An 18,626-nucleotide genomic window follows, 5' to 3' on the forward strand; every position below is an offset into this window, starting at 1 on the left:
CCTTGACTGGATCATGAAGTGTCATGAGCCTGGCATCTGTTCGCCGCTGTGGCGGACCACCGCAAGGGGGGCTCATGAGACGTAGAGCGAGACCGATCCTCGCTGTTGGCGCACTCCTCCTCGGCGGCGCGGGCCTCGTGCCCGTCGCCCAGGCCGCGGAGAGCGCCGCTTCTCCTGATCCGAACGAAGTCAAGGTCTTCCGGGCCGAGGTGACCAGCGCGCAGGTACCCTTGCTGCTGGCGGCCGGCCAGGACGGCCACGAACTGAGCGAGCAGGTGCCCGCGAAGGGCACCGCGACCGTCGAGGTCTACCTCACCGACCAGGAGGCGGAGAAGCTCGAGAAGAAGGGCGTCGAGCTCACCGAGCACACCCTGACCGCCAAGGCCGAGGCACGGGTCGAGAAGGCCGCCGAGGGCGTGTTCCGGCCGTACAGCGGCAGCGGCGGGCTCAAGGAGGAACTCCTCGCCACGGCCCGGGCCAACCCCTCGCTCACCAAGGTCGTCTCCATCGGCAGGACCGTGAACGGCCAGGACATCCTCGCGCTCAAGCTGACCAAGGACGCGAAGAAGTCCAAGGACGGCGCCAAGCCCTCCGTCCTCTACATGTCCAACCAGCACGCGCGCGAGTGGATCACGCCGGAGATGACCCGGCGGCTGCTCCACTACTACGTGGACGGCTACAAGACCGACAAGCGGCTGAAGAAGATCGTCGACTCCACCGAGCTGTGGTTCGTCCTGTCGGCCAACCCCGACGGCTACGACTACACGTTCCAGAGTGCCGACAACCGGCTGTGGCGCAAGAACCTGCACGACAACAACGGCGACGGCGTCATCGGCGTCGGTGACGGCGTCGACCTGAACCGCAACTTCTCCTACAAGTGGGGCTACGACAACGAGGGTTCGTCACCCAACCCCACCAGTGAGACCTACCGCGGCACGGCCCCGGGCTCCGAGCCCGAGACCAAGGCGCTGGACACCTTCGAGAAGCGCATCGGCTTCACCTACGGCATCAACTACCACTCCGCCGCCGAACTCCTCCTCTACGGGGTCGGCTGGCAGGTGGCCACCGACACGCCCGACGACATCATGTACAAGGCACTCGCCGGCACCCCGGACAACTCGGCGATCCCGGGCTACCGTCCGCAGGTCTCCTCGGAGCTGTACACCACCAACGGCGAGGCGGACGGCCATGCGTCGAACGTCAACGGCCTGGCCATGTTCACCCCCGAGATGTCGACCTGCCAGACCGCCTCGGACCTCGACCCGAACGACCAGTGGAATGCGGCCGACTGCCAGTCGGTGTTCAACTTCCCGGACGACGAGAAGCTGATCCAGCAGGAGTTCCAGAAGAACATCCCCTTCGCGCTCTCCGTCGCCGAGTCCGCCGCCAAGCCGGACCAGCCGAAGTCCTCGCTCGGCCTCAAGGCCGCCGACTTCACCCCGAAGCCGTTCACCACGTCCTACGCACGCGGCGCCGACCAGGAGGTCTCCGTCACCGTTCGCAGGTCCGTGCGCGACAAGGAGCTCAAGTACCGCGTCAACGGCGGCCGTACCCACGACCGGGACCTCAGGGCCTGGAAGGGCGGTGAGACCTACGGCGGCGAGGACAACCTCTACTTCGACGAGTACCGGGCCAAGGTCGAGGACGCCAGGCCGGGCGACAAGGTCGAGGTCTGGTTCACCGGCCGGGACAAGCGCGGGAAGTCCACCTCCAGTACGCACTTCACCTACACGGTCGCGCAGCGGCCCCGCGCGGACGTGCTCGTGGTCGCCGAGGAGGGCGCGACCGCCACACAGGCGCAGACGTACGTCGACGCGCTCAAGGCGGCCGGCCGTCAGGCGATCGTCTGGAACGTCGGCACCCAGGGCGCGCCCGACGCGCTCGGCGTGCTGGACCACTTCAAGTCGGTCGTGCACTACACGGGCGCGACCGTCCCGGGCAACGCCACCCAGCTCCAGCTGCGCGCCTTCCTCAACGAGGGCGGCAAGCTGATCGAGGCGGGCGAGCGGGCCGGCGGCAGCGTCGACCTGGGCGGCGGCACGCTGTCCAACGACTTCAGCCAGTACTACCTGGGCGCCTACACCCGTACGACCCTGCCGAACGCCACCGCCTTCCAGGGCGCCGGCAAGCTCGCCGGATCCTCCGGGACCCTCGGCGCCGCGCCCGGCAACCCGCTGGACGCGGCCGGCTCCTTCAGCGTCACCTCGGACAACCTGCCGGCGGCGACCTTCCCGCAGTTCGCGAGCGCGGGAGCGGGCAGCTACCCCGGGACGCCCAACCCGTACGGACCGTACGAGGGCTCCTCCATGGCGGCCGTCACGCACAGCGACTACGCCTGGAACCGTCTGACCCGCACCGTCGACCTCACCCAGGTGACCGCCGCGCAGGCGCCCACGCTGCGCACCCGGATGCTGTGGGACACCGAGGAGGGCTACGACCACGCCGTCCTGGAGGCGCACACCGCCGGGGCCGACGACTGGACCACCCTCCCCGAGAAGAGCGGCGCCACCAGCAACGCGGTGCCCGCCGAGTGCGAGGCCGGGTTCTTCATCGCGGCCCACCCCGCGCTCAAGCGGTACCTGACGCAGACCGCCGCCGGCTGCACGCCCAGCGGCACCAGCGGCCAGTGGAACAGCTTCACCGGGGCCTCGGCCGGCTGGCAGGAGGTCTCCTTCGACCTCTCCGCCTACGCGGGCAAGAAGGTCGAGGTGTCCTTCAGCTACATCACCGACCCCGGCTCCGGCGGTCGCGGTGTGCTGCTCGACAACACCTCCGTGGTCGTCGGCGGGCAGGCCGTCGAGACCGAGGGCTTCGAGACCTCGCTCGGCGCCTGGAGCGTGCCCGGACCGCCCGCGGGCAGCCCCGCGGTCGTCAAGGACTGGGGCCGGACCGGAGAGCTGTTCAAGACGTACGGCGCGGTCACCACGGACGACACCGTGCTGCTGGGCTTCGGCCTGGAGCACGTCACCGCGGCGGCCGACCGCACGGCCCTGATCCGCAAGGCCCTCGCGGCGGTAGGCGGGTGAACCCACGGTGACCCGGTGTAGTTCTTTCGGGTGATCGGAGCTTTCGATCCGGGGCGGTCCGTACCCCTACTGGCGGGTACGGACCGCCTGCCCTTTTATGCGGCATCTCGATGTCACCCCGAAAGCCTCAGGGAGGTAGGGTCGGGGGTGGTCGGGGACATCCCATACAGCTCGCCGGTCTCACAACCGGCGTACCAACGAGGAGATCGGTTCGTGACGATCCGCGTAGGCATCAACGGCTTTGGCCGCATCGGTCGTAACTACTTCCGCGCGCTGCTGGAGCAGGGTGCTGACATCGAGATCGTGGCTGTCAACGACCTGGGTGACACCGCGACCACCGCGCACCTGCTGAAGTACGACACCATCCTGGGCCGGCTCAAGGCCGAGGTGTCGCACACCGCCGACACGATCACCGTCGACGGTCACACCATCAAGGTGCTGTCCGAGCGCAACCCGGCCGACATTCCGTGGGGCGAGCTGGGCGTCGACATCGTCGTCGAGTCCACCGGCATCTTCACGAAGAAGGCCGACGCCGAGAAGCACATCGCCGGCGGCGCCAAGAAGGTCCTCATCTCGGCTCCGGCCAAGGACGAGGACATCACCATCGTGATGGGCGTCAACGAGAACAAGTACGACGCGGCCAACCACCACGTCATCTCCAACGCCTCCTGCACCACCAACTGCGTGGCGCCGATGGCCAAGGTCCTCGACGAGAACTTCGGCATCGTCAAGGGTCTGATGACGACGGTCCACGCGTACACGAACGACCAGCGCATCCTGGACTTCCCGCACTCCGACCTGCGCCGCGCCCGCGCCGCCGCGGAGAACATCATCCCGACCACCACGGGTGCCGCCAAGGCCACCGCGCTGGTCCTCCCGCAGCTGGCGGGCAAGCTCGACGGCATCGCGATGCGCGTCCCGGTCCCCACCGGTTCCGCCACCGACCTGGTCGTGGAGCTGGAGCGCGAGGTCACCAAGGACGAGGTCAACGCCGCGTTCAAGAAGGCCTCCGAGGGCGAGCTCCAGGGCTACCTGTCGTACACGGAGGACCCGATCGTGTCCTCCGACATCGTCAGCGACCCGTCGTCCTGCACCTTCGACTCCTCCCTGACCATGGTCCAGGAGGGCAAGTCCGTGAAGATCCTCGGCTGGTACGACAACGAGTGGGGTTACTCCAACCGCCTCGTCGACCTCACGGTCTTCGTCGGCAACCAGCTCTGATCCACAGAGCAGGCACTTCGATGTGAGAGCAGGGCCCGGGCCGCGCAGGGACGCGCCGCCCGGGCCCTGACTCACGTGCAGAACCGCCCTCGTACGATCAGAGCACCCTCACCAGGAGTTCCTTCATGAAGACGATCGACGAACTCATCGCCGAAGGCGTGGACAACAAGCGGGTCTTCGTCCGCGCCGACCTCAACGTGCCGCTCGCCGACGGCCGCATCACCGACGACGGCCGCATCCGTGCCGTCCTGCCCACCGTCAAGGCCCTCGTGGACGCGGGCGCCAAGGTGGTCGTGGCCTCGCACCTCGGCCGCCCCAAGGGCGCGCCGGACCCGGCCTTCTCCCTGCTGCCCGCCGCCGAGCGGCTCGGCGAACTCCTGGGCGCCCCCGTGGCCTTCGCCCAGGACACCGTCGGCCCCGCGGCCCACGACGCCGTGAACGGCCTCGAGCCCGGCCAGGTCGCCGTGATCGAGAACCTGCGCTTCAACGCGGGCGAGACCTCCAAGGACGACACCGAGCGCGGCGAGTTCGCGGACCAGCTGGCCGCCCTCGCGGACGTCTACGTCGGTGACGGCTTCGGCGCGGTGCACCGCAAGCACGCCTCGGTCTTCGACCTGCCGGCCCGGCTGCCGCACTACGCCGGCTACCTGATCGCCACCGAGGTCGGCGTCCTGAAGAAGCTCACCGACGACGTCAAGCGGCCCTACGTGGTCGTGCTCGGCGGCGCCAAGGTCTCCGACAAGCTCGCCGTCATCGACGAGCTGCTCGGCAAGGCCGACCGCATCCTCATCGGCGGCGGCATGGCCTTCACCTTCCTCAAGGCCAAGGGCCACGAGGTCGGCGCCTCCCTCCTCCAGGAGGACCAGATCCCGGCGGTCCTGGAGTACATCGAGCGCGCCGAGAAGACCGGCGTCGAGCTGGTCCTGCCGGTCGACGCGGTGGTCGCCCCCGCCTTCCCGGACCTGAAGACCAAGGCCCCGGCCGACGCCACCACCGTCGCCGCGGACGCCATCCCGGCCGACCGGATGGGCCTGGACATCGGTCCGGCCTCCGGCAAGCTGTACGCCTCGAAGATCACCGACGCCGCCACCGTCTTCTGGAACGGCCCGATGGGCGTCTTCGAACACCCCGAGTTCGCCGAGGGCACCAAGGCGGTCGCCCAGGCCCTCCTCGACTCCCAGGCCTTCACGGTCGTCGGCGGTGGCGACTCCGCCGCGGCCGTCCGGATCCTGGGCTTCGACGAGAACGCGTTCGGACACATCTCGACCGGTGGCGGCGCCTCCCTCGAATACCTCGAGGGCAAGACGCTCCCCGGCCTCGCCGCACTGGAGGACTGACCCCGCATGACCACTCGCACGCCGATCATGGCGGGTAACTGGAAGATGAACCTCAACCACCTCGAGGCCATCGCGCACGTCCAGAAGCTCGCCTTCGCCCTCGCGGACAAGGACTACGAGGCCGTCGAGGTCGCCGTCCTGCCGCCCTTCACCGACCTGCGCTCCGTGCAGACCCTGGTGGACGGCGACAAGCTCAAGATCAAGTACGGCGCCCAGGACCTCTCGGCGCACGACTCCGGCGCCTACACCGGCGAGATCTCGGGCTCGATGCTGGCCAAGCTGAAGTGCACGTACGTGGCGATCGGCCACTCCGAGCGCCGTCAGTACCACGCCGAGACCGACGAGATCGTCAACGCCAAGGTCAAGGCCGCCTACAAGCACGGCCTGACCCCGATCCTGTGCGTCGGCGAGGAGCTTGAGGTCCGCGAGGCGGGCAACCACGTCTCCCACACCCTCGCCCAGGTCGAGGGCGGTCTGAAGGACATCCCGGCCGAGCAGGCCGAGTCCGTCGTCATCGCCTACGAGCCCGTCTGGGCCATCGGCACCGGCAAGGTCTGCGGCGCCGAGGACGCCCAGGAGGTCTGCGCCGCCATCCGCGGCAAGATCGCCGAGCTGTACACCCAGGAGCTGGCCGACCAGGTCCGCATCCAGTACGGCGGCTCCGTCAAGGCCGGCAACGTCGCCGAGATCATGGCGCAGGCCGACATCGACGGCGCCCTGGTCGGCGGTGCCTCCCTGGACGCCGATGAGTTCGTCAAGATCGTGCGCTTCCGGGACCAGTGAGTAGGCCGTAGCGGCGATCCGTCGTACTCTTGCGGGGGCATGGCCCTGAAGGCCGTGCCCCCGTCGTTCATCCGAATCCGAGAGAGTTGGTCCAGCCGTGGTTTTGGGGTTCTCGATCGCCCTGATCGTCTTCAGCGGGCTGCTGATGCTGCTGGTGCTGATGCACAAGGGGAAGGGCGGCGGCCTCTCCGACATGTTCGGTGGCGGCATGCAGTCGTCCGTCGGTGGCTCCTCGGTCGCCGAGCGCAACCTCGACCGCATCACCGTGGTGATCGGTCTGCTGTGGTTCGCCTGCATCATCGTGCTCGGTCTGCTCATGAAGACGAACAGCTGAGCGGCCAGGCCACACACAGCACGTACATTCCGCACGTAAGGCCCCATGTTCGGTACGCGCACCTGAGCGCGGCCTATCATGGGGCTTGCGTCTAGGTGTGGGGGCTGTAACTCCAACCACTGGACGCGCGTTGGGCCTTACGTAGACTGAGGCGCTCGCAACGAAGCGACAACGCCGACTCGCTTCGCGGCACCATCACGCAGGGAGTTACGACCGTGGCAAGTGGCAACGCGATCCGAGGTAGCCGGGTCGGGGCGGGGCCGATGGGCGAGGCCGAGCGGGGCGAGTCCGCGCCCCGGCTGCGCATCTCCTTCTGGTGCTCCAACGGGCATGAGACGCAGCCCAGCTTCGCCAGCGACGCGCAGGTCCCCGAAACCTGGGACTGCCCGCGCTGCGGCTTCCCCGCCGGACAGGACCGGGACAACCCGCCGGACCCGCCGCGCACCGAGCCGTACAAGACGCACCTCGCGTACGTACGGGAGCGGCGCAGCGACGCGGACGGCGAGGCGATCCTCGCCGAGGCGCTCGCCAAGCTGCGGGGCGAGATCTAGGAGTCGAGGGCCGGCCGGACACCGAGGGGTGTCTGGCCGGAGGTGTTTCACGGCCTGAGCTGTTCCACAGCCCGGCCTGTCCGTTGCTTTCGCCGCCTCGCTGATACCCGCGCTCCGTACGCACGTATCTGTGGGTGCGGTCGGCGCCGCAGCCGTCACGGCTCGCGTCCCGCGTCGACCAACCAGGTGGGAACAGCTGGGACAGGCACGAAAGAAGGCTGAAGTCGGACATGAACGCAGACGGCCGTACCAGGCTCAACCGGACGCCCGAGTGGACCGCGCTGACCGAGCACCGCGAGGCGCTCGGCGAGGTGCAGCTCAGGGAGCTGTTCGCCGCCGATCCCGGGCGCGGCACCGGGTACACCCTGCGGGTCGGAGACCTGTACGTCGACTGCTCCAAGCACCTGGTCACCGACGAGACCCTGCGGCTGCTGCGCGAGCTCGCTTCGGCCACCGACGTGTTCGGCCTGCGGGACGCCATGTTCCGCGGCGAGCGGATCAACACCACCGAGGACCGGGCCGTCCTGCACACCGCACTGCGCGCCCCGCGCGACGCGGTGATCGAGGTCGACGGCGAGAACGTCGTGCCCCGTGTGCACGCCGTGCTCGACAAGATGGGCCACTTCGCGCACCGGGTCCGCTCCGGGGAGTGGACCGGCCACACCGGCAAGCGGATCAGGAACGTCGTCAACATCGGCATCGGCGGCTCCGACCTCGGCCCCGCCATGGCCTACGAGGCCCTGCGCGCCTTCACCGACCGCGACCTCACCGTCCGCTTCGTGTCCAACGTCGACGGCGCCGACCTGCACGAGGCGACCCGCGACCTGGACGCGGCCGAGACGCTGTTCGTCATCGCCTCCAAGACCTTCACCACCATCGAGACGATCACCAACGCCACCTCGGCCCGCTCCTGGCTGCTCGGCGAGCTGAAGGCCGGCCAGGAAGCCGTCGCACAGCACTTCGTGGCGCTGTCGACCAACGCCGGGAAGGTGTCGGACTTCGGCATCGACACGGCCAACATGTTCGAGTTCTGGGACTGGGTCGGCGGCCGCTACTCCTACGACTCGGCGATCGGTCTCTCCCTGATGATCGCCATCGGCCCGGACCGCTTCCGGGAGATGCTCGACGGCTTCCGGATCGTCGACGAGCACTTCAGGACCGCCCCCGCCGAGTCCAACGTCCCGCTGCTCCTTGGGCTGCTGGGCATCTGGTACGGCAACTTCCACGACGCCCAGTCGCACGCGGTGCTGCCGTACAGCCACTATCTCTCCAAGTTCACGGCGTACTTGCAGCAGCTCGACATGGAGTCCAACGGCAAGTACGTGGGCCGGGACGGGCAGCCCGTCGAGTGGCAGACCGGGCCTGTGGTGTGGGGCACACCCGGCACCAACGGGCAGCACGCGTACTACCAGCTCATCCACCAGGGAACCAAGTTGATCCCGGCGGACTTCATCGGCTTCGCCCGCCCGGTGGATGAGCTCAGCGGCGAACTCGCGGCGCAGCACGACCTGTTGATGGCGAACTTCTTCGCCCAGACCCAGGCGCTGGCCTTCGGCAGGACGCCGGACGAGGTGCGGGCGGAGGGCGTGCCCGAGGAAGTGGTGCCGCACAAGACGTTCCGGGGCAACCACCCGACCACGACGATCCTGGCCCGCGAGCTGACTCCGTCGGTCCTCGGCCAGCTCATCGCCCTGTACGAGCACAAGGTGTTCGTCCAGGGCGCGGTGTGGAACATCGACTCCTTCGACCAGTGGGGCGTCGAACTCGGCAAGGTCCTGGCCAAGCGGGTGGAACCGGCACTCACCGAGGGCGCCGACGTGCCGGACCTGGACGCGTCGACCAGGGCGCTGGTGGCTGCGTACCGGGAGCTGCGCGGACGGCAGTGAGCCGGTCCGACCAGAACTGTTGTGCGTTTTCTGTGCCCGTGCTCTAGGGTCACGCTGAACCTGGGGAGACGAGAGGTACGGATGAGGCATGGGGGGCGGGCCGCCGTGGCATTCACGGCGGCCCTACTGGGGCTGGTGCTCGCGGGATGCAGTCCGCGGGTCGCCGCTCCCACGGAGACATACAGCAGTCTTGCGACGGTTCCGGAGAAGCTCGGCGCCGACGGTACGACGATCACCGTCGGGAACGCACACGCGCCGGTGACCGTGCACCTCTACGAGGATCCGCGGTGCCCGTACTGCGAGGAGTTCGAGACCACCGGCGGCGGTCCGGAGTTGCGGGACGCGATCATGGGGGGCCAGGTGAAGGCCGAGTACACCCTGGCGTCCTTCCTGGACGGCAAGCTCGGCGGCAGCGGCTCCAAGAAGGCGGTCAACGCCCTGCGGGCGGCTCTCGCGGAGGGCAGGTTCGCGGAGTACCACGAAGTGCTGTACGCCAACCAGCCCGAGGAGTCCGAGGACGGCTTCACCGACGACCGGCTGCTCGAACTCGCCGTGCAGGTCGAAGGGCTGGGGGGCCGGACCTTCGAGACAGCGGTACGGGACATGAAGTACGAGGCCTTCGTGAAGGCGTCCGAGAAGGCCTACGAGAGCGCTGGTGACACCCCGCACAAGGGCCCGGGCACCCCGACCGCAGTGATCAACAGGGTACGGATCCCGGCCGACTACAGCGGCGTGCTCTACGACGCCACGGCGTTCTCGAACCTGCTCCAGCTGATCCGCAGGTCGCCGGAGGAGTGGGAGGGGTACGAGTTCCCCGAAGTGCAGACGCCGCCGAGCCTCTCCTGAGAGAGACCCGGCGGCGAAGGGCGGGAGTTACGGCGTGGCCGGTGGGTACAGCGACCTCGGCAGCTGGGATGCCGCCGCCGAGTCCAGCAGCCACAGCGTGCGGGCCCGGCCGCGTGCTCCTGCCGCCGGGGCCTGGATCTCGCCCGCGCCGGACAGGGCGATCGCCGCGGCCTGCGCCTTGTCCTCGCCGGCCGCGAGCAGCCAGACCTCGCGGGCCGCGCGGATCGCGGGCAGGGTCAGCGTCACCCGGGTCGGCGGGGGCTTCGGGGCGCCGTGCACCCCGACGACCGTGCGCTCGGTCTCCCGCACCGCGGGCAGTTCCGGGAACAGGGACGCCACATGCGTGTCCGGGCCGACGCCCAGCATCAGGACGTCGAAGCTCGGCACCGCGCCGTGGTTCTCCGGACCGGCCGCCCGGGCCAGCTCCTCGGCGTAGGACGCGGCCGCGGCCTCGACGTCGTCGCCGTGCGGGCCGTCCGACGCGGGCATGGTGTGCACGCGCTTCGGGTCCAGCGGGACGGCGTCCAGCAGGGCCTCCCGGGCCTGCGTGTCGTTGCGCTCCGGGTCGCCCTCGGGCAGGAAGCGCTCGTCGCCCCACCACAGGTCGAGCCGGCCCCAGTCGACGGCGTCCCGGGCGGGCGCCGCGGCGAGGGCGGCCAGCAGGCCGTTGCCGTTGCGGCCGCCCGTGAGGACCACCGACGCCGAGTCCCGGGAGGCCTGCGCGTCGACGATCTTCGTGATCAGACGGGCCGCGGCGGCCTGGGCCATCAGCTCCTTGTCGTGGTGCACGACGAGTTGCGGGGTGCTCACTTCGCCGCCTTTCCGTTCCCGGCGAGGCCGGAGGGGACCGGCTTCAGCGCCGGCGGCTTCGGTGCCTGCGGTGCGGGAGCTTGCGCAGGAGCCTCGCCGTCGGCCGGTTCTCCTTTGGCCGACGGTCCCTCCGGGGAAGCCTCGGCAGCGGGTGCGACCTGCTCTTCCGCGGTGTCGGCGGTGTCCGAGGTGTCCGCGGGCCCGTCCGGCACGTTCAGCCGGTGCACCCCGAACCGAAGGGCGGACGCGTACGTGTCGTCCGGGTCCAGCCTGCGCAGCTCCTCCGCGATCAGCTCGGCCGTGTCCCGGCGCTTGAGCGCCACCGCACGGTCGGGCTGGCCGTCGATGGACAGCGTGGCCAGGGAGCCGTCGGCCCGGTCCAGGGTGATCGGACCGTTGCTGGTCTCCATGCGGACCGCGGTCAGCCCGGGCCCGGAGGACAGCGAACGCCGCACCGGCACCTCGAGACGGTCGGCGAGCCACATGGCGAGCAGCTCGCAGCTCGGGTTGAACTCCTCGCCCTCCACCTCGACCGCCTTGACCTCGACGCTGACCTGGTCCAGGGCCGCCGCCAGCATCGAGCGCCACGGTGTGATCCGGGTCCAGGACAGGTCGGTGTCGCCGGGCTTGTAGGTCCCGGCGCGGGCCGTCAGCTCACGCACCGGCTGCTCGGAGGAGTAGGTGTCGGTGACCCGGCGCTGGGCGAGCGCGCCCAGCGGGTCCCCGGCCGGGTCGAGCGGTGCGTCCACCGGCCACCACACGACGACCGGCGCGTCCGGCAGCAGCAGCGGCAGGACGACCGACTGGGCGTGGTCGGCCACCTCGCCGTACAGGCGCAGCACCACCGTCTCGCCGGTGCCCGCGTCCGCGCCGACCCGGACCTCGGCGTCGAGGCGGGACTGGGTGCGGTCGCGGGGGCTCCGCGACACCCGCTTGATGACCACGAGCGTGCGCGAGGGGTGCTCGCGGGACGCGTCGTTGGCGGCCTTCAGGGCGTCGTAGGCGTTCTCCTCGTCCGTCACGATGACGAGCGTGAGCACCATGCCGACGGCCGGCGTGCCGATGGCCCGGCGGCCCTTGACCAGCGCCTTGTTGATCTTGCTGGCGGTGGTGTCCGTGAGGTCTGTCTTCATGGCCGGCGCCAGCTCCGTCCCTCTCGTGCGAGCATTTCGTCCGCCTCGACCGGGCCCCAGGTCCCCGAGGGGTACTGGGCGGGCCTGCCGTGCTTGTCCCAGTACTCCTCGATCGGGTCGAGGATCTTCCAGGACAGCTCGACCTCCTCCGTGCGCGGGAAGAGGTTGGAGTCGCCGAGCAGCACGTCGAGGATCAGTCGCTCGTACGCCTCGGGCGAGGACTCCGTGAACGACTCGCCGTAGGCGAAGTCCATGGACACGTCCCGGATCTCCATCGAGGTGCCCGGCACCTTGGAGCCGAAGCGGACGGTGACGCCCTCGTCGGGCTGGACGCGGATGACGATCGCGTTGGAGCCGAGCTCCTCGGTGGCCGTCGTGTCGAAGGGGGAGTGCGGGGCCCGCTGGAAGACCACCGCGATCTCGGTGACCCGGCGCCCGAGCCGCTTGCCGGTGCGCAGGTAGAACGGCACACCCGCCCAGCGGCGGTTGTCGATCTCCACCTTGATGGCCGCGTAGGTGTCGGTCTTGGAGTGGGGGTCGATGCCCTCCTCCTGGAGGTAGCCGACCGCCTTCTCGCCGCCCTGCCAGCCCTCCGCGTACTGTCCGCGCACGGTGTCCCGGCCCAGGTCCTTCGGCAGCTTCACCGCGCCGAGCACCTTGGTCTTCTCGGCGGCCAGCGCGTCCGCGTCGAAGGAGGCGGGCTCCTCCATCGCGGTCAGCGCCATCAGCTGGAGCAGGTGGTTCTGGATGACGTCACGGGCGGCGCCGATGCCGTCGTAGTAGCCGGCCCGGCCGCCGATGCCGATGTCCTCGGCCATCGTGATCTGCACGTGGTCCACGAAGGACCGGTTCCAGATCGGCTCGAACATCGTGTTGGCGAAGCGCAGCGCCAGGATGTTCTGGACGGTCTCCTTGCCCAGGTAGTGGTCGATGCGGAAGACCTGGTCCGGGGCGAAGACCTCCTCGACGGTCGTGTTGAGGTCCTCGGCCGACTTGAGGTCGTGGCCGAAGGGCTTCTCGATGACCGCGCGGCGCCAGGAGCCGTTCGACTGGTCCGCCAGCCGGTGCTTCTTCAGCTGCTGGATGACCACGGGGAAGGCGGACGGCGGCACGGACAGGTAGAAGGCGAAGTTGCCGCCGGTGCCCTGTGCCTTGTCGAGTTCCTCGATGGTGTCGCGCAGCCGCTCGAACGACTCGTCGTCGTCGAAGGTGCCCTGGACGAAGCGCATCCCCTGGATGAGCTGCTGCCAGACCTCCTCACGGAACGGCGTGCGGGCGTGCTCCTTGACGGCGTCGTGGACGACCTCGGCGAAGTCCTCGTGCTCCCAGTCCCGCCGGGCGAAGCCGACCAGCGAGAAGCCCGGCGGCAACAGGCCCCGGTTCGCGAGGTCGTACACGGCGGGCATGAGCTTCTTTCGTGACAAATCGCCCGTGACGCCGAAGATGACCAGGCCCGACGGCCCCGCGATACGCGGGAGCCGTCGGTCGGCGGGGTCACGCAGCGGATTGCTGCTCGACAAGATCTAGCCCTCCGAGGGTGCGAGGCGCTGGAGCTCCGCCTCGGTCGACTTGAGCAGGTCGTTCCAGGACGCCTCGAACTTCTCGACGCCCTCGTCCTCCAGCAGCTGCACGACCTCGTCGTACGAGATCCCGAGCTTCTCGACCGCGTCGAGCTCGGCACGGGCCTGCTCGTACGTGCCGGCGATGGCGTTGCCGCGGATCTCGCCCTGCTCCTCGGTGGCGAACAGGGTCGCCTCCGGCATGGTGTTCACCGTGTTGGGCGCCACCAGCTCGTCAACGTACAGGGTGGCCTTGTAGGCCGGGTCCTTGACGCCGGTCGAGGCCCACAGCGGACGCTGCTTGTTCGCGCCGGCCTTCTCCAGCTTCGCCCAGCGCTCGCCCGAGAAGACCTCCTCGTACGCCTGGTAGGCCAGACGGGCGTTGGCGACACCGGCCTTGCCGCGGGCGGCCTTGGCCTCGTCGGTGCCGAGCGCGTCGAGGCGCTTGTCGATCTCGGTGTCCACACGGGACACGAAGAACGACGCCACGGAGTGGATCTGCGACAGGTCCAGGCCCCGCTCCTTGGCCTTCTCCAGGCCGACCAGGAACGCCTCCATGACCTCGCGGTAGCGCTCCAGGGAGAAGATCAGCGTGACGTTGACGCTGATCCCGAGGCCGATGACGTCACTGATCGCCGGGATGCCCGCACGGGTGGCCGGGATCTTGATGAGGGTGTTGGGACGGTCGACGAGCCAGGCGAGCTGCTTGGCCTCGGCGACGGTCGCCTTCTCGTTGTGCGCCAGACGCGGGTCGACCTCGATCGACACCCGGCCGTCCTGGCCGCCGGTGGCGTCGAAGACCGGGCGCAGGATGTCGGCGGCGTCGCGGACGTCCGCCGTGGTGATCATGCGGATGGCCTCTTCGACCGTGACCTTGCGGGCGGCGAGGTCGGACAGCTGCTGGTCGTAGCCGTCGCCCTCGGAGATCGCCTTCTGGAAGATCGAGGGGTTGGTGGTGACGCCCACGACGTGCTGCTGGTCGATCAGCTCGGCGAGGTTGCCGGACGTGATCCGCTTGCGCGACAGGTCGTCCAGCCAGATCGCCACGCCTTCCTCGGAGAGGCGCTTGAGTGCGTCTGTCATGGAATTACATCTCCTACGTGTCGTATACGGGCGTCAGCGCTGGGCGGCTGCGAGAGATTCCCGCGCCTTCGCGGCCACGTTCTCCGCAGTGAAACCGAACTCCTGGAAGAGGAGCTTGCCGTCCGCGGAAGCACCGAAGTGCTCCAGGGAAACGATGCGGCCGGCGTCTCCGACGTACTTGTGCCAGGTGAGACCGATACCGGCCTCGACCGCGACACGGGCCCTCACGGACGGGGGCAGGACGCTGTCCCGGTACCCCTGGTCCTGCTCCTCGAACCACTCGACGGACGGCATCGAGACGACCCGCGTCGGCACACCGGAGGCCTCCAGCTGCTCGCGCGCCTCGACCGCGACATGCACCTCGGAACCGGTGGCGATGAGGATGGCCTCGGGAGCGCCGTTGGAGGCCTCGAACAGGACGTAACCGCCCTTGACCGCGTCCTCGTTGGGCTCGTACGTCGGCACGCCCTGACGGGTCAGCGCGAGGCCGTGCGGGGCGCCCTTGCCGAACTCCTTGGTGTACCGCCTGAGGATCTCGCGCCAGGCGATCGCCGTCTCGTTGGCGTCCGCGGGGCGCACCACGTTGAGACCGGGGATCGCGCGCAGCGAGGCCAGGTGCTCGACCGGCTGGTGCGTCGGGCCGTCCTCGCCGAGACCGATGGAGTCGTGCGTCCACACGTACGTCACCGGCAGGTGCATCAGCGCCGAGAGCCGGACGGCGTTGCGCATGTAGTCGGAGAAGACGAGGAACGTACCGCCGTAGACGCGGGTGTTGCCGTGCAGCGCGATGCCGTTCATCTCCGCGGCCATGGAGTGCTCGCGGATGCCGAAGTGGATGGTGCGGCCGTAAGGGTCCGCCTCCGGCAGCGGGTTGTCCGCCGGGAGGAACGAACTGTTCTTGTCGATCGTGGTGTTGTTCGAGCCGGCGAGGTCGGCGGAGCCGCCCCACAGCTCGGGGACCACGGCACCGAGGGCCTGGAGCACCTTGCCGGACGCGGCACGCGTGGCGACGCCCTTGCCGGGCTCGAACACCGGGATCGCGGACTCCCAGTCCTTGGGCAGCTCACCCGCGGCGATGCGGTCGAACTCGGCCGCGCGCTCCGGGTTGTTGCTCCGCCACTCCTGGAAGGACTTCTCCCACTCGGCCTTCGCCTGACGGCCGCGCTCCAGCGCCCCGCGGGTGTGCTCGATGACCTCGTCGGCGACCTCGAAGCTCTGCTCCGGGTCGAAGCCGAGGACGCGCTTGGTGGCGGCCACCTCGTCGTCGCCGAGCGCCGAGCCGTGCGCGGCCTCGGTGTTCTGGGCGTTCGGGGCGGGCCAGGCGATGATCGAGCGCATCGCGATGAAGGACGGCCGGTCGGTGACCGCCTTGGCCTTCTCGATGGCCTCGAAGATCGCGACCGGGTCCAGGTCGCCGTTGGCCTGCGGCTCGACGCGCTGGGTGTGCCAGCCGTACGCCTCGTAGCGCTTGACGGTGTCCTCGGAGACGGCCGTCTCGGTGTCGCCCTCGATCGAGATGTGGTTGTCGTCCCACAGCAGGACGAGGTTGCCGAGCTTCTGGTGGCCGGCCATCGAGGACGCCTCGGCGGAGATGCCCTCCTGGAGGCAGCCGTCACCGGCGATGGCGAAGACGAAGTGGTCGAACGGGGACTCGCCCTGCGGAGCCTCCGGGTCGAACAGACCGCGCTCGTAGCGGGCGGCCATCGCCATGCCCACCGCGTTGGCGACACCCTGGCCGAGCGGACCGGTGGTGGTCTCGACGCCCTTGGTGTGGCCGTACTCCGGGTGGCCCGGGGTCTTCGAGCCCCAGGTGCGGAAGGCCTTCAGGTCGTCCAGCTCCAGGCCGAAACCGGCCAGGTAGAGCTGGGTGTAGAGCGTCAGGGACGAATGGCCGGCGGACAGCACGAAGCGGTCGCGCCCGACCCAGTCGGGGTCGGCCGGGTCGTGCCGCATCACCTTCTGGAAGAGGGTGTAGGCGGCCGGGGCCAGGCTCATCGCCGTACCGGGATGGCCGTTGCCGACCTTCTGTACGGCGTCGGCGGCCAGGACGCGGGCGGTGTCGACGGCCCGCTGGTCCAACTCGGTCCACTCGAGGTCTGTGGTGGTCGGCTTGGTGCTCACCCTGGGTCAGGGCTCCTCTCCACATGTCACGCATGTCGAATGCCGGTGCACGGGACGCCCGGTCTTTGTCGAGCCTACCCCCGCAAGTACGTGCGTTTTTTAGACTGCCGGGCCCTGCGGGGATCCGCCTCCCGACCGGGCCGTACCGCGTTCGGCAAGTGAATACGCAGCCGCTCGTACGAGTGCTCAACCGAGTGACGTCGAGCTCTTCCGGGGGCGACCTCGGACACGAGCCGACCCCCGCGAATGTCGGGGTATGGGCAACGTCTACAGTGGCGTGGTACGCGCGAGCCTTTACCGCGACTTCACACGGCCGAGGCTTGCTGGGATGTCTCTGTAGGGGTGTGCGTGACGGCCGTCGAATCCCGTCCAGCCGGTGTGCTGGGGGAGAGCAAGAGCTCGATCCACCGGCCGTTCGGGGCCCGTGTCAAGGCATTCGTGGCGCTGACCAAGCCCAGGATCATCGAACTGCTGCTGATCACCACCGTTCCGGTGATGTTCCTGGCGCAGCAGGGTGTGCCGGACCTGAAGCTGGTCCTGCTGACCTGCCTCGGCGGCTATCTGTCCGCGGGGGGCGCCAACGCGCTCAACATGTACATCGACCGCGACATCGACGCGCTGATGGACCGCACCTCGCAGCGTCCGCTGGTGACCGGCATGGTGTCGCCGCGCGAGTGCCTGGCCTTCGGCATCACGCTGGCGGTCGTCTCGACGCTGCTGTTCGGTCTGACCGTCAACTGGCTGTCCGCCTGGCTGTCGCTCGGAGCGCTGCTCTTCTACGTCGTCGTCTACACGATGATCCTCAAGCGGCGTACCTCCCAGAACATCGTGTGGGGCGGCATCGCCGGCTGTCTGCCGGTGCTGATCGGCTGGTCCTCGGTCACCAACTCCATGTCGTGGGCGCCGGTCGTCCTCTTCCTGGTCATGTTCTTCTGGACGCCGCCGCACTACTGGCCGCTGTCCATGAAGGTCCGTGAGGACTACGCGCGCGTGGGCGTGCCGATGCTGCCGGTGGTCGCCTCCAACAAGGTCGTCGCCAAGCAGATCGTCATCTACAGCTGGGTGATGGTCGCGGTCTCGCTGCTGCTCACCCCGCTCGGCTACACGGGCTGGTTCTACACGGCGGTCGCGCTGCTCGCGGGCGGCTTCTGGCTGTGGGAGGCGCACGGTCTCCAGAACCGCGCCAAGGCCGAGGTGACGGGCGCGAAGCTCAAGGAGATGCGGCTGTTCCACTGGTCGATCACCTATGTGTCGATCCTGTTCCTCGCGGTCGCGGTGGACCCCTTCCTGCGCTAGGCGTTCCTGAGGCGAGGGTCACGTCGCTCCCCTCCCTACTGATCGGTAGCATCCTGGTCATGGCAGACACCACGCAGCAGGTTGACGCGAAGGCCGAGCGCAGGGTCGCCCGGCTCGCCCGGCAGATCAGCGCCTTCTCCAAGGAGCACGGCGGCGCCGAGGGCCAGCTGGCCTACATCGGCGAGCGCGGCACCCGGATCGTCCTCGTCGGCGAGGACGGCGGCTGGGGCGACCTGGTGGCCCCCTCCTACGAGATTGCCGAGAAGGCCGTCGAGAAGGCCGGCATCACCGTCCACGAGGACTTCGACGGCGAGTTCGCGGCCAAGGTCAGGACCGGGCCGTACGAGTGGAGCCGGATGGCGGGCATCCAGGTCGGCGGCGCGAGCAACGGCTGACGGAACGCGCCGCGAGGGGGGCGGGGCCGTAGCGGCCTGGGCGCGATCAACTGTGACGGGCCCGCGGTCGCACTGTGGCTGCGCCCCGACCGGGCAGGTCCCCGGCCGTACTCTGCGGCGTGGGGCGCGAGCGCCCCGGCCCCGGGACCCGAAGGGGCCCCTTCGCGCCCCGTCCGAGCCGGCCACGCGCCGGAGAGGGCGACCGCCCACCACCGACGCGCTGGCGAGCGCCGCCGGCAGCGGAG

Annotated in this window: 15 protein-coding genes; 10 read left to right on the forward strand and 5 right to left on the reverse strand. The window is 69.4% G+C overall.

Annotation, left to right across the window (positions count from 1 at the left end; all coding sequences use genetic code 11):
* Nucleotides 1–74: 74 nt before the first annotated feature.
* From H295_RS0122480 to H295_RS0122515, 8 genes are all read left to right on the forward strand, one after another.
* Entirely contained in the window at nt 75–3,026 is a 2,952-nt protein-coding gene (locus H295_RS0122480; RefSeq protein WP_028809640.1) for a M14 family metallopeptidase, read from the forward strand.
* Nucleotides 3,027–3,239: 213 nt separating this feature from the next.
* Nucleotides 3,240–4,247 carry a type I glyceraldehyde-3-phosphate dehydrogenase gene (gene gap / locus H295_RS0122485; protein ID WP_020137609.1) on the forward strand — a complete coding sequence of 336 codons (1,008 nt, stop codon included), beginning with the start codon at nt 3,240–3,242 and terminating at the stop codon, nt 4,245–4,247.
* A gap of 125 nt (nt 4,248–4,372) precedes the next feature.
* Entirely contained in the window at nt 4,373–5,584 is a 1,212-nt protein-coding gene (locus H295_RS0122490; protein ID WP_020137610.1) for a phosphoglycerate kinase, read from the forward strand.
* A gap of 6 nt (nt 5,585–5,590) precedes the next feature.
* Nucleotides 5,591–6,367 (forward strand): triose-phosphate isomerase, encoded by a 777-nt coding sequence (tpiA, locus tag H295_RS0122495; RefSeq protein WP_020137611.1) that lies wholly within the window; start codon nt 5,591–5,593, stop codon nt 6,365–6,367.
* A 103-nt stretch (nt 6,368–6,470) separates the two neighbouring features.
* Nucleotides 6,471–6,701 (forward strand): preprotein translocase subunit SecG, encoded by a 231-nt coding sequence (secG, locus tag H295_RS0122500; RefSeq protein ID WP_020137612.1) that lies wholly within the window; start codon nt 6,471–6,473, stop codon nt 6,699–6,701.
* A 215-nt stretch (nt 6,702–6,916) separates the two neighbouring features.
* Complete coding sequence (locus tag H295_RS0122505; RefSeq protein WP_003976875.1) at nt 6,917–7,252, forward strand: RNA polymerase-binding protein RbpA; 336 nt, start codon at nt 6,917–6,919, stop codon at nt 7,250–7,252.
* Between the two features lie 230 nt (nt 7,253–7,482).
* Nucleotides 7,483–9,138 carry a glucose-6-phosphate isomerase gene (pgi, locus tag H295_RS0122510; RefSeq protein WP_020137613.1) on the forward strand — a complete coding sequence of 552 codons (1,656 nt, stop codon included), beginning with the start codon at nt 7,483–7,485 and terminating at the stop codon, nt 9,136–9,138.
* 105 nt (nt 9,139–9,243) lie between these two features.
* Nucleotides 9,244–9,984 (forward strand): DsbA family protein, encoded by a 741-nt coding sequence (locus H295_RS0122515; protein ID WP_020137614.1) that lies wholly within the window; start codon nt 9,244–9,246, stop codon nt 9,982–9,984.
* A gap of 27 nt (nt 9,985–10,011) precedes the next feature.
* On the opposite strand, the gene pgl is transcribed toward H295_RS0122515, so the two are convergent.
* The 5 genes from pgl to tkt are packed head-to-tail and all read right to left on the reverse strand — an operon-like array spanning nt 10,012 to nt 16,690.
* Nucleotides 10,012–10,794: a 6-phosphogluconolactonase gene (gene pgl / locus H295_RS0122520; protein ID WP_020137615.1), complete on the reverse strand. Its 783-nt coding sequence runs from the start codon at nt 10,792–10,794 to the stop codon at nt 10,012–10,014.
* Nucleotides 10,791–11,927, reverse strand: coding sequence for a glucose-6-phosphate dehydrogenase assembly protein OpcA (gene opcA, locus H295_RS0122525; protein ID WP_020137616.1), 1,137 nt, complete (start codon nt 11,925–11,927; stop codon nt 10,791–10,793). The genes pgl and opcA overlap by 4 nt, the downstream gene beginning before the upstream one ends.
* Nucleotides 11,924–13,447: a glucose-6-phosphate dehydrogenase gene (gene zwf / locus H295_RS0122530; protein WP_028809642.1), complete on the reverse strand. Its 1,524-nt coding sequence runs from the start codon at nt 13,445–13,447 to the stop codon at nt 11,924–11,926. The genes opcA and zwf overlap by 4 nt, the downstream gene beginning before the upstream one ends.
* 3 nt (nt 13,448–13,450) lie before the next feature.
* Nucleotides 13,451–14,569: a transaldolase gene (gene tal, locus H295_RS0122535; protein ID WP_020137618.1), complete on the reverse strand. Its 1,119-nt coding sequence runs from the start codon at nt 14,567–14,569 to the stop codon at nt 13,451–13,453.
* 33 nt (nt 14,570–14,602) lie between these two features.
* Nucleotides 14,603–16,690 carry a transketolase gene (tkt, locus tag H295_RS0122540; protein WP_020137619.1) on the reverse strand — a complete coding sequence of 696 codons (2,088 nt, stop codon included), beginning with the start codon at nt 16,688–16,690 and terminating at the stop codon, nt 14,603–14,605.
* A gap of 342 nt (nt 16,691–17,032) precedes the next feature.
* Here tkt and H295_RS0122545 point away from each other — a divergent pair, with 342 nt between their 5' ends.
* Both H295_RS0122545 and H295_RS0122550 read left to right on the forward strand, forming a co-directional pair.
* Nucleotides 17,033–17,986: a heme o synthase gene (locus H295_RS0122545; RefSeq protein ID WP_028809643.1), complete on the forward strand. Its 954-nt coding sequence runs from the start codon at nt 17,033–17,035 to the stop codon at nt 17,984–17,986.
* Between the two features lie 59 nt (nt 17,987–18,045).
* Nucleotides 18,046–18,381, forward strand: a complete 336-nt coding sequence (locus H295_RS0122550; protein ID WP_020137621.1) for a hypothetical protein — start codon at nt 18,046–18,048, stop codon at nt 18,379–18,381.
* The last annotated feature ends 245 nt before the right edge of the window (nt 18,382–18,626 follow it).

It is taken from the genome of Streptomyces sp. 351MFTsu5.1 (genome assembly GCF_000383655.1).
Lineage (GTDB): Bacteria > Actinomycetota > Actinomycetes > Streptomycetales > Streptomycetaceae > Streptomyces > Streptomyces griseorubiginosus.

Coding starts and splice junctions, on each gene's coding strand:
- tal (WP_020137618.1), bottom strand. CDS start 14,569: ATGACAGACGCACTCAAGCGCCTCTCCGAGGAAGGCGTGGCGATCTGG.
- H295_RS0122550 (WP_020137621.1), top strand. CDS start 18,046: ATGGCAGACACCACGCAGCAGGTTGACGCGAAGGCCGAGCGCAGGGTC.
- pgi (WP_020137613.1), top strand. CDS start 7,483: ATGAACGCAGACGGCCGTACCAGGCTCAACCGGACGCCCGAGTGGACC.
- tpiA (WP_020137611.1), top strand. CDS start 5,591: ATGACCACTCGCACGCCGATCATGGCGGGTAACTGGAAGATGAACCTC.
- H295_RS0122490 (WP_020137610.1), top strand. CDS start 4,373: ATGAAGACGATCGACGAACTCATCGCCGAAGGCGTGGACAACAAGCGG.
- opcA (WP_020137616.1), bottom strand. CDS start 11,927: ATGAAGACAGACCTCACGGACACCACCGCCAGCAAGATCAACAAGGCG.
- H295_RS0122480 (WP_028809640.1), top strand. CDS start 75: ATGAGACGTAGAGCGAGACCGATCCTCGCTGTTGGCGCACTCCTCCTC.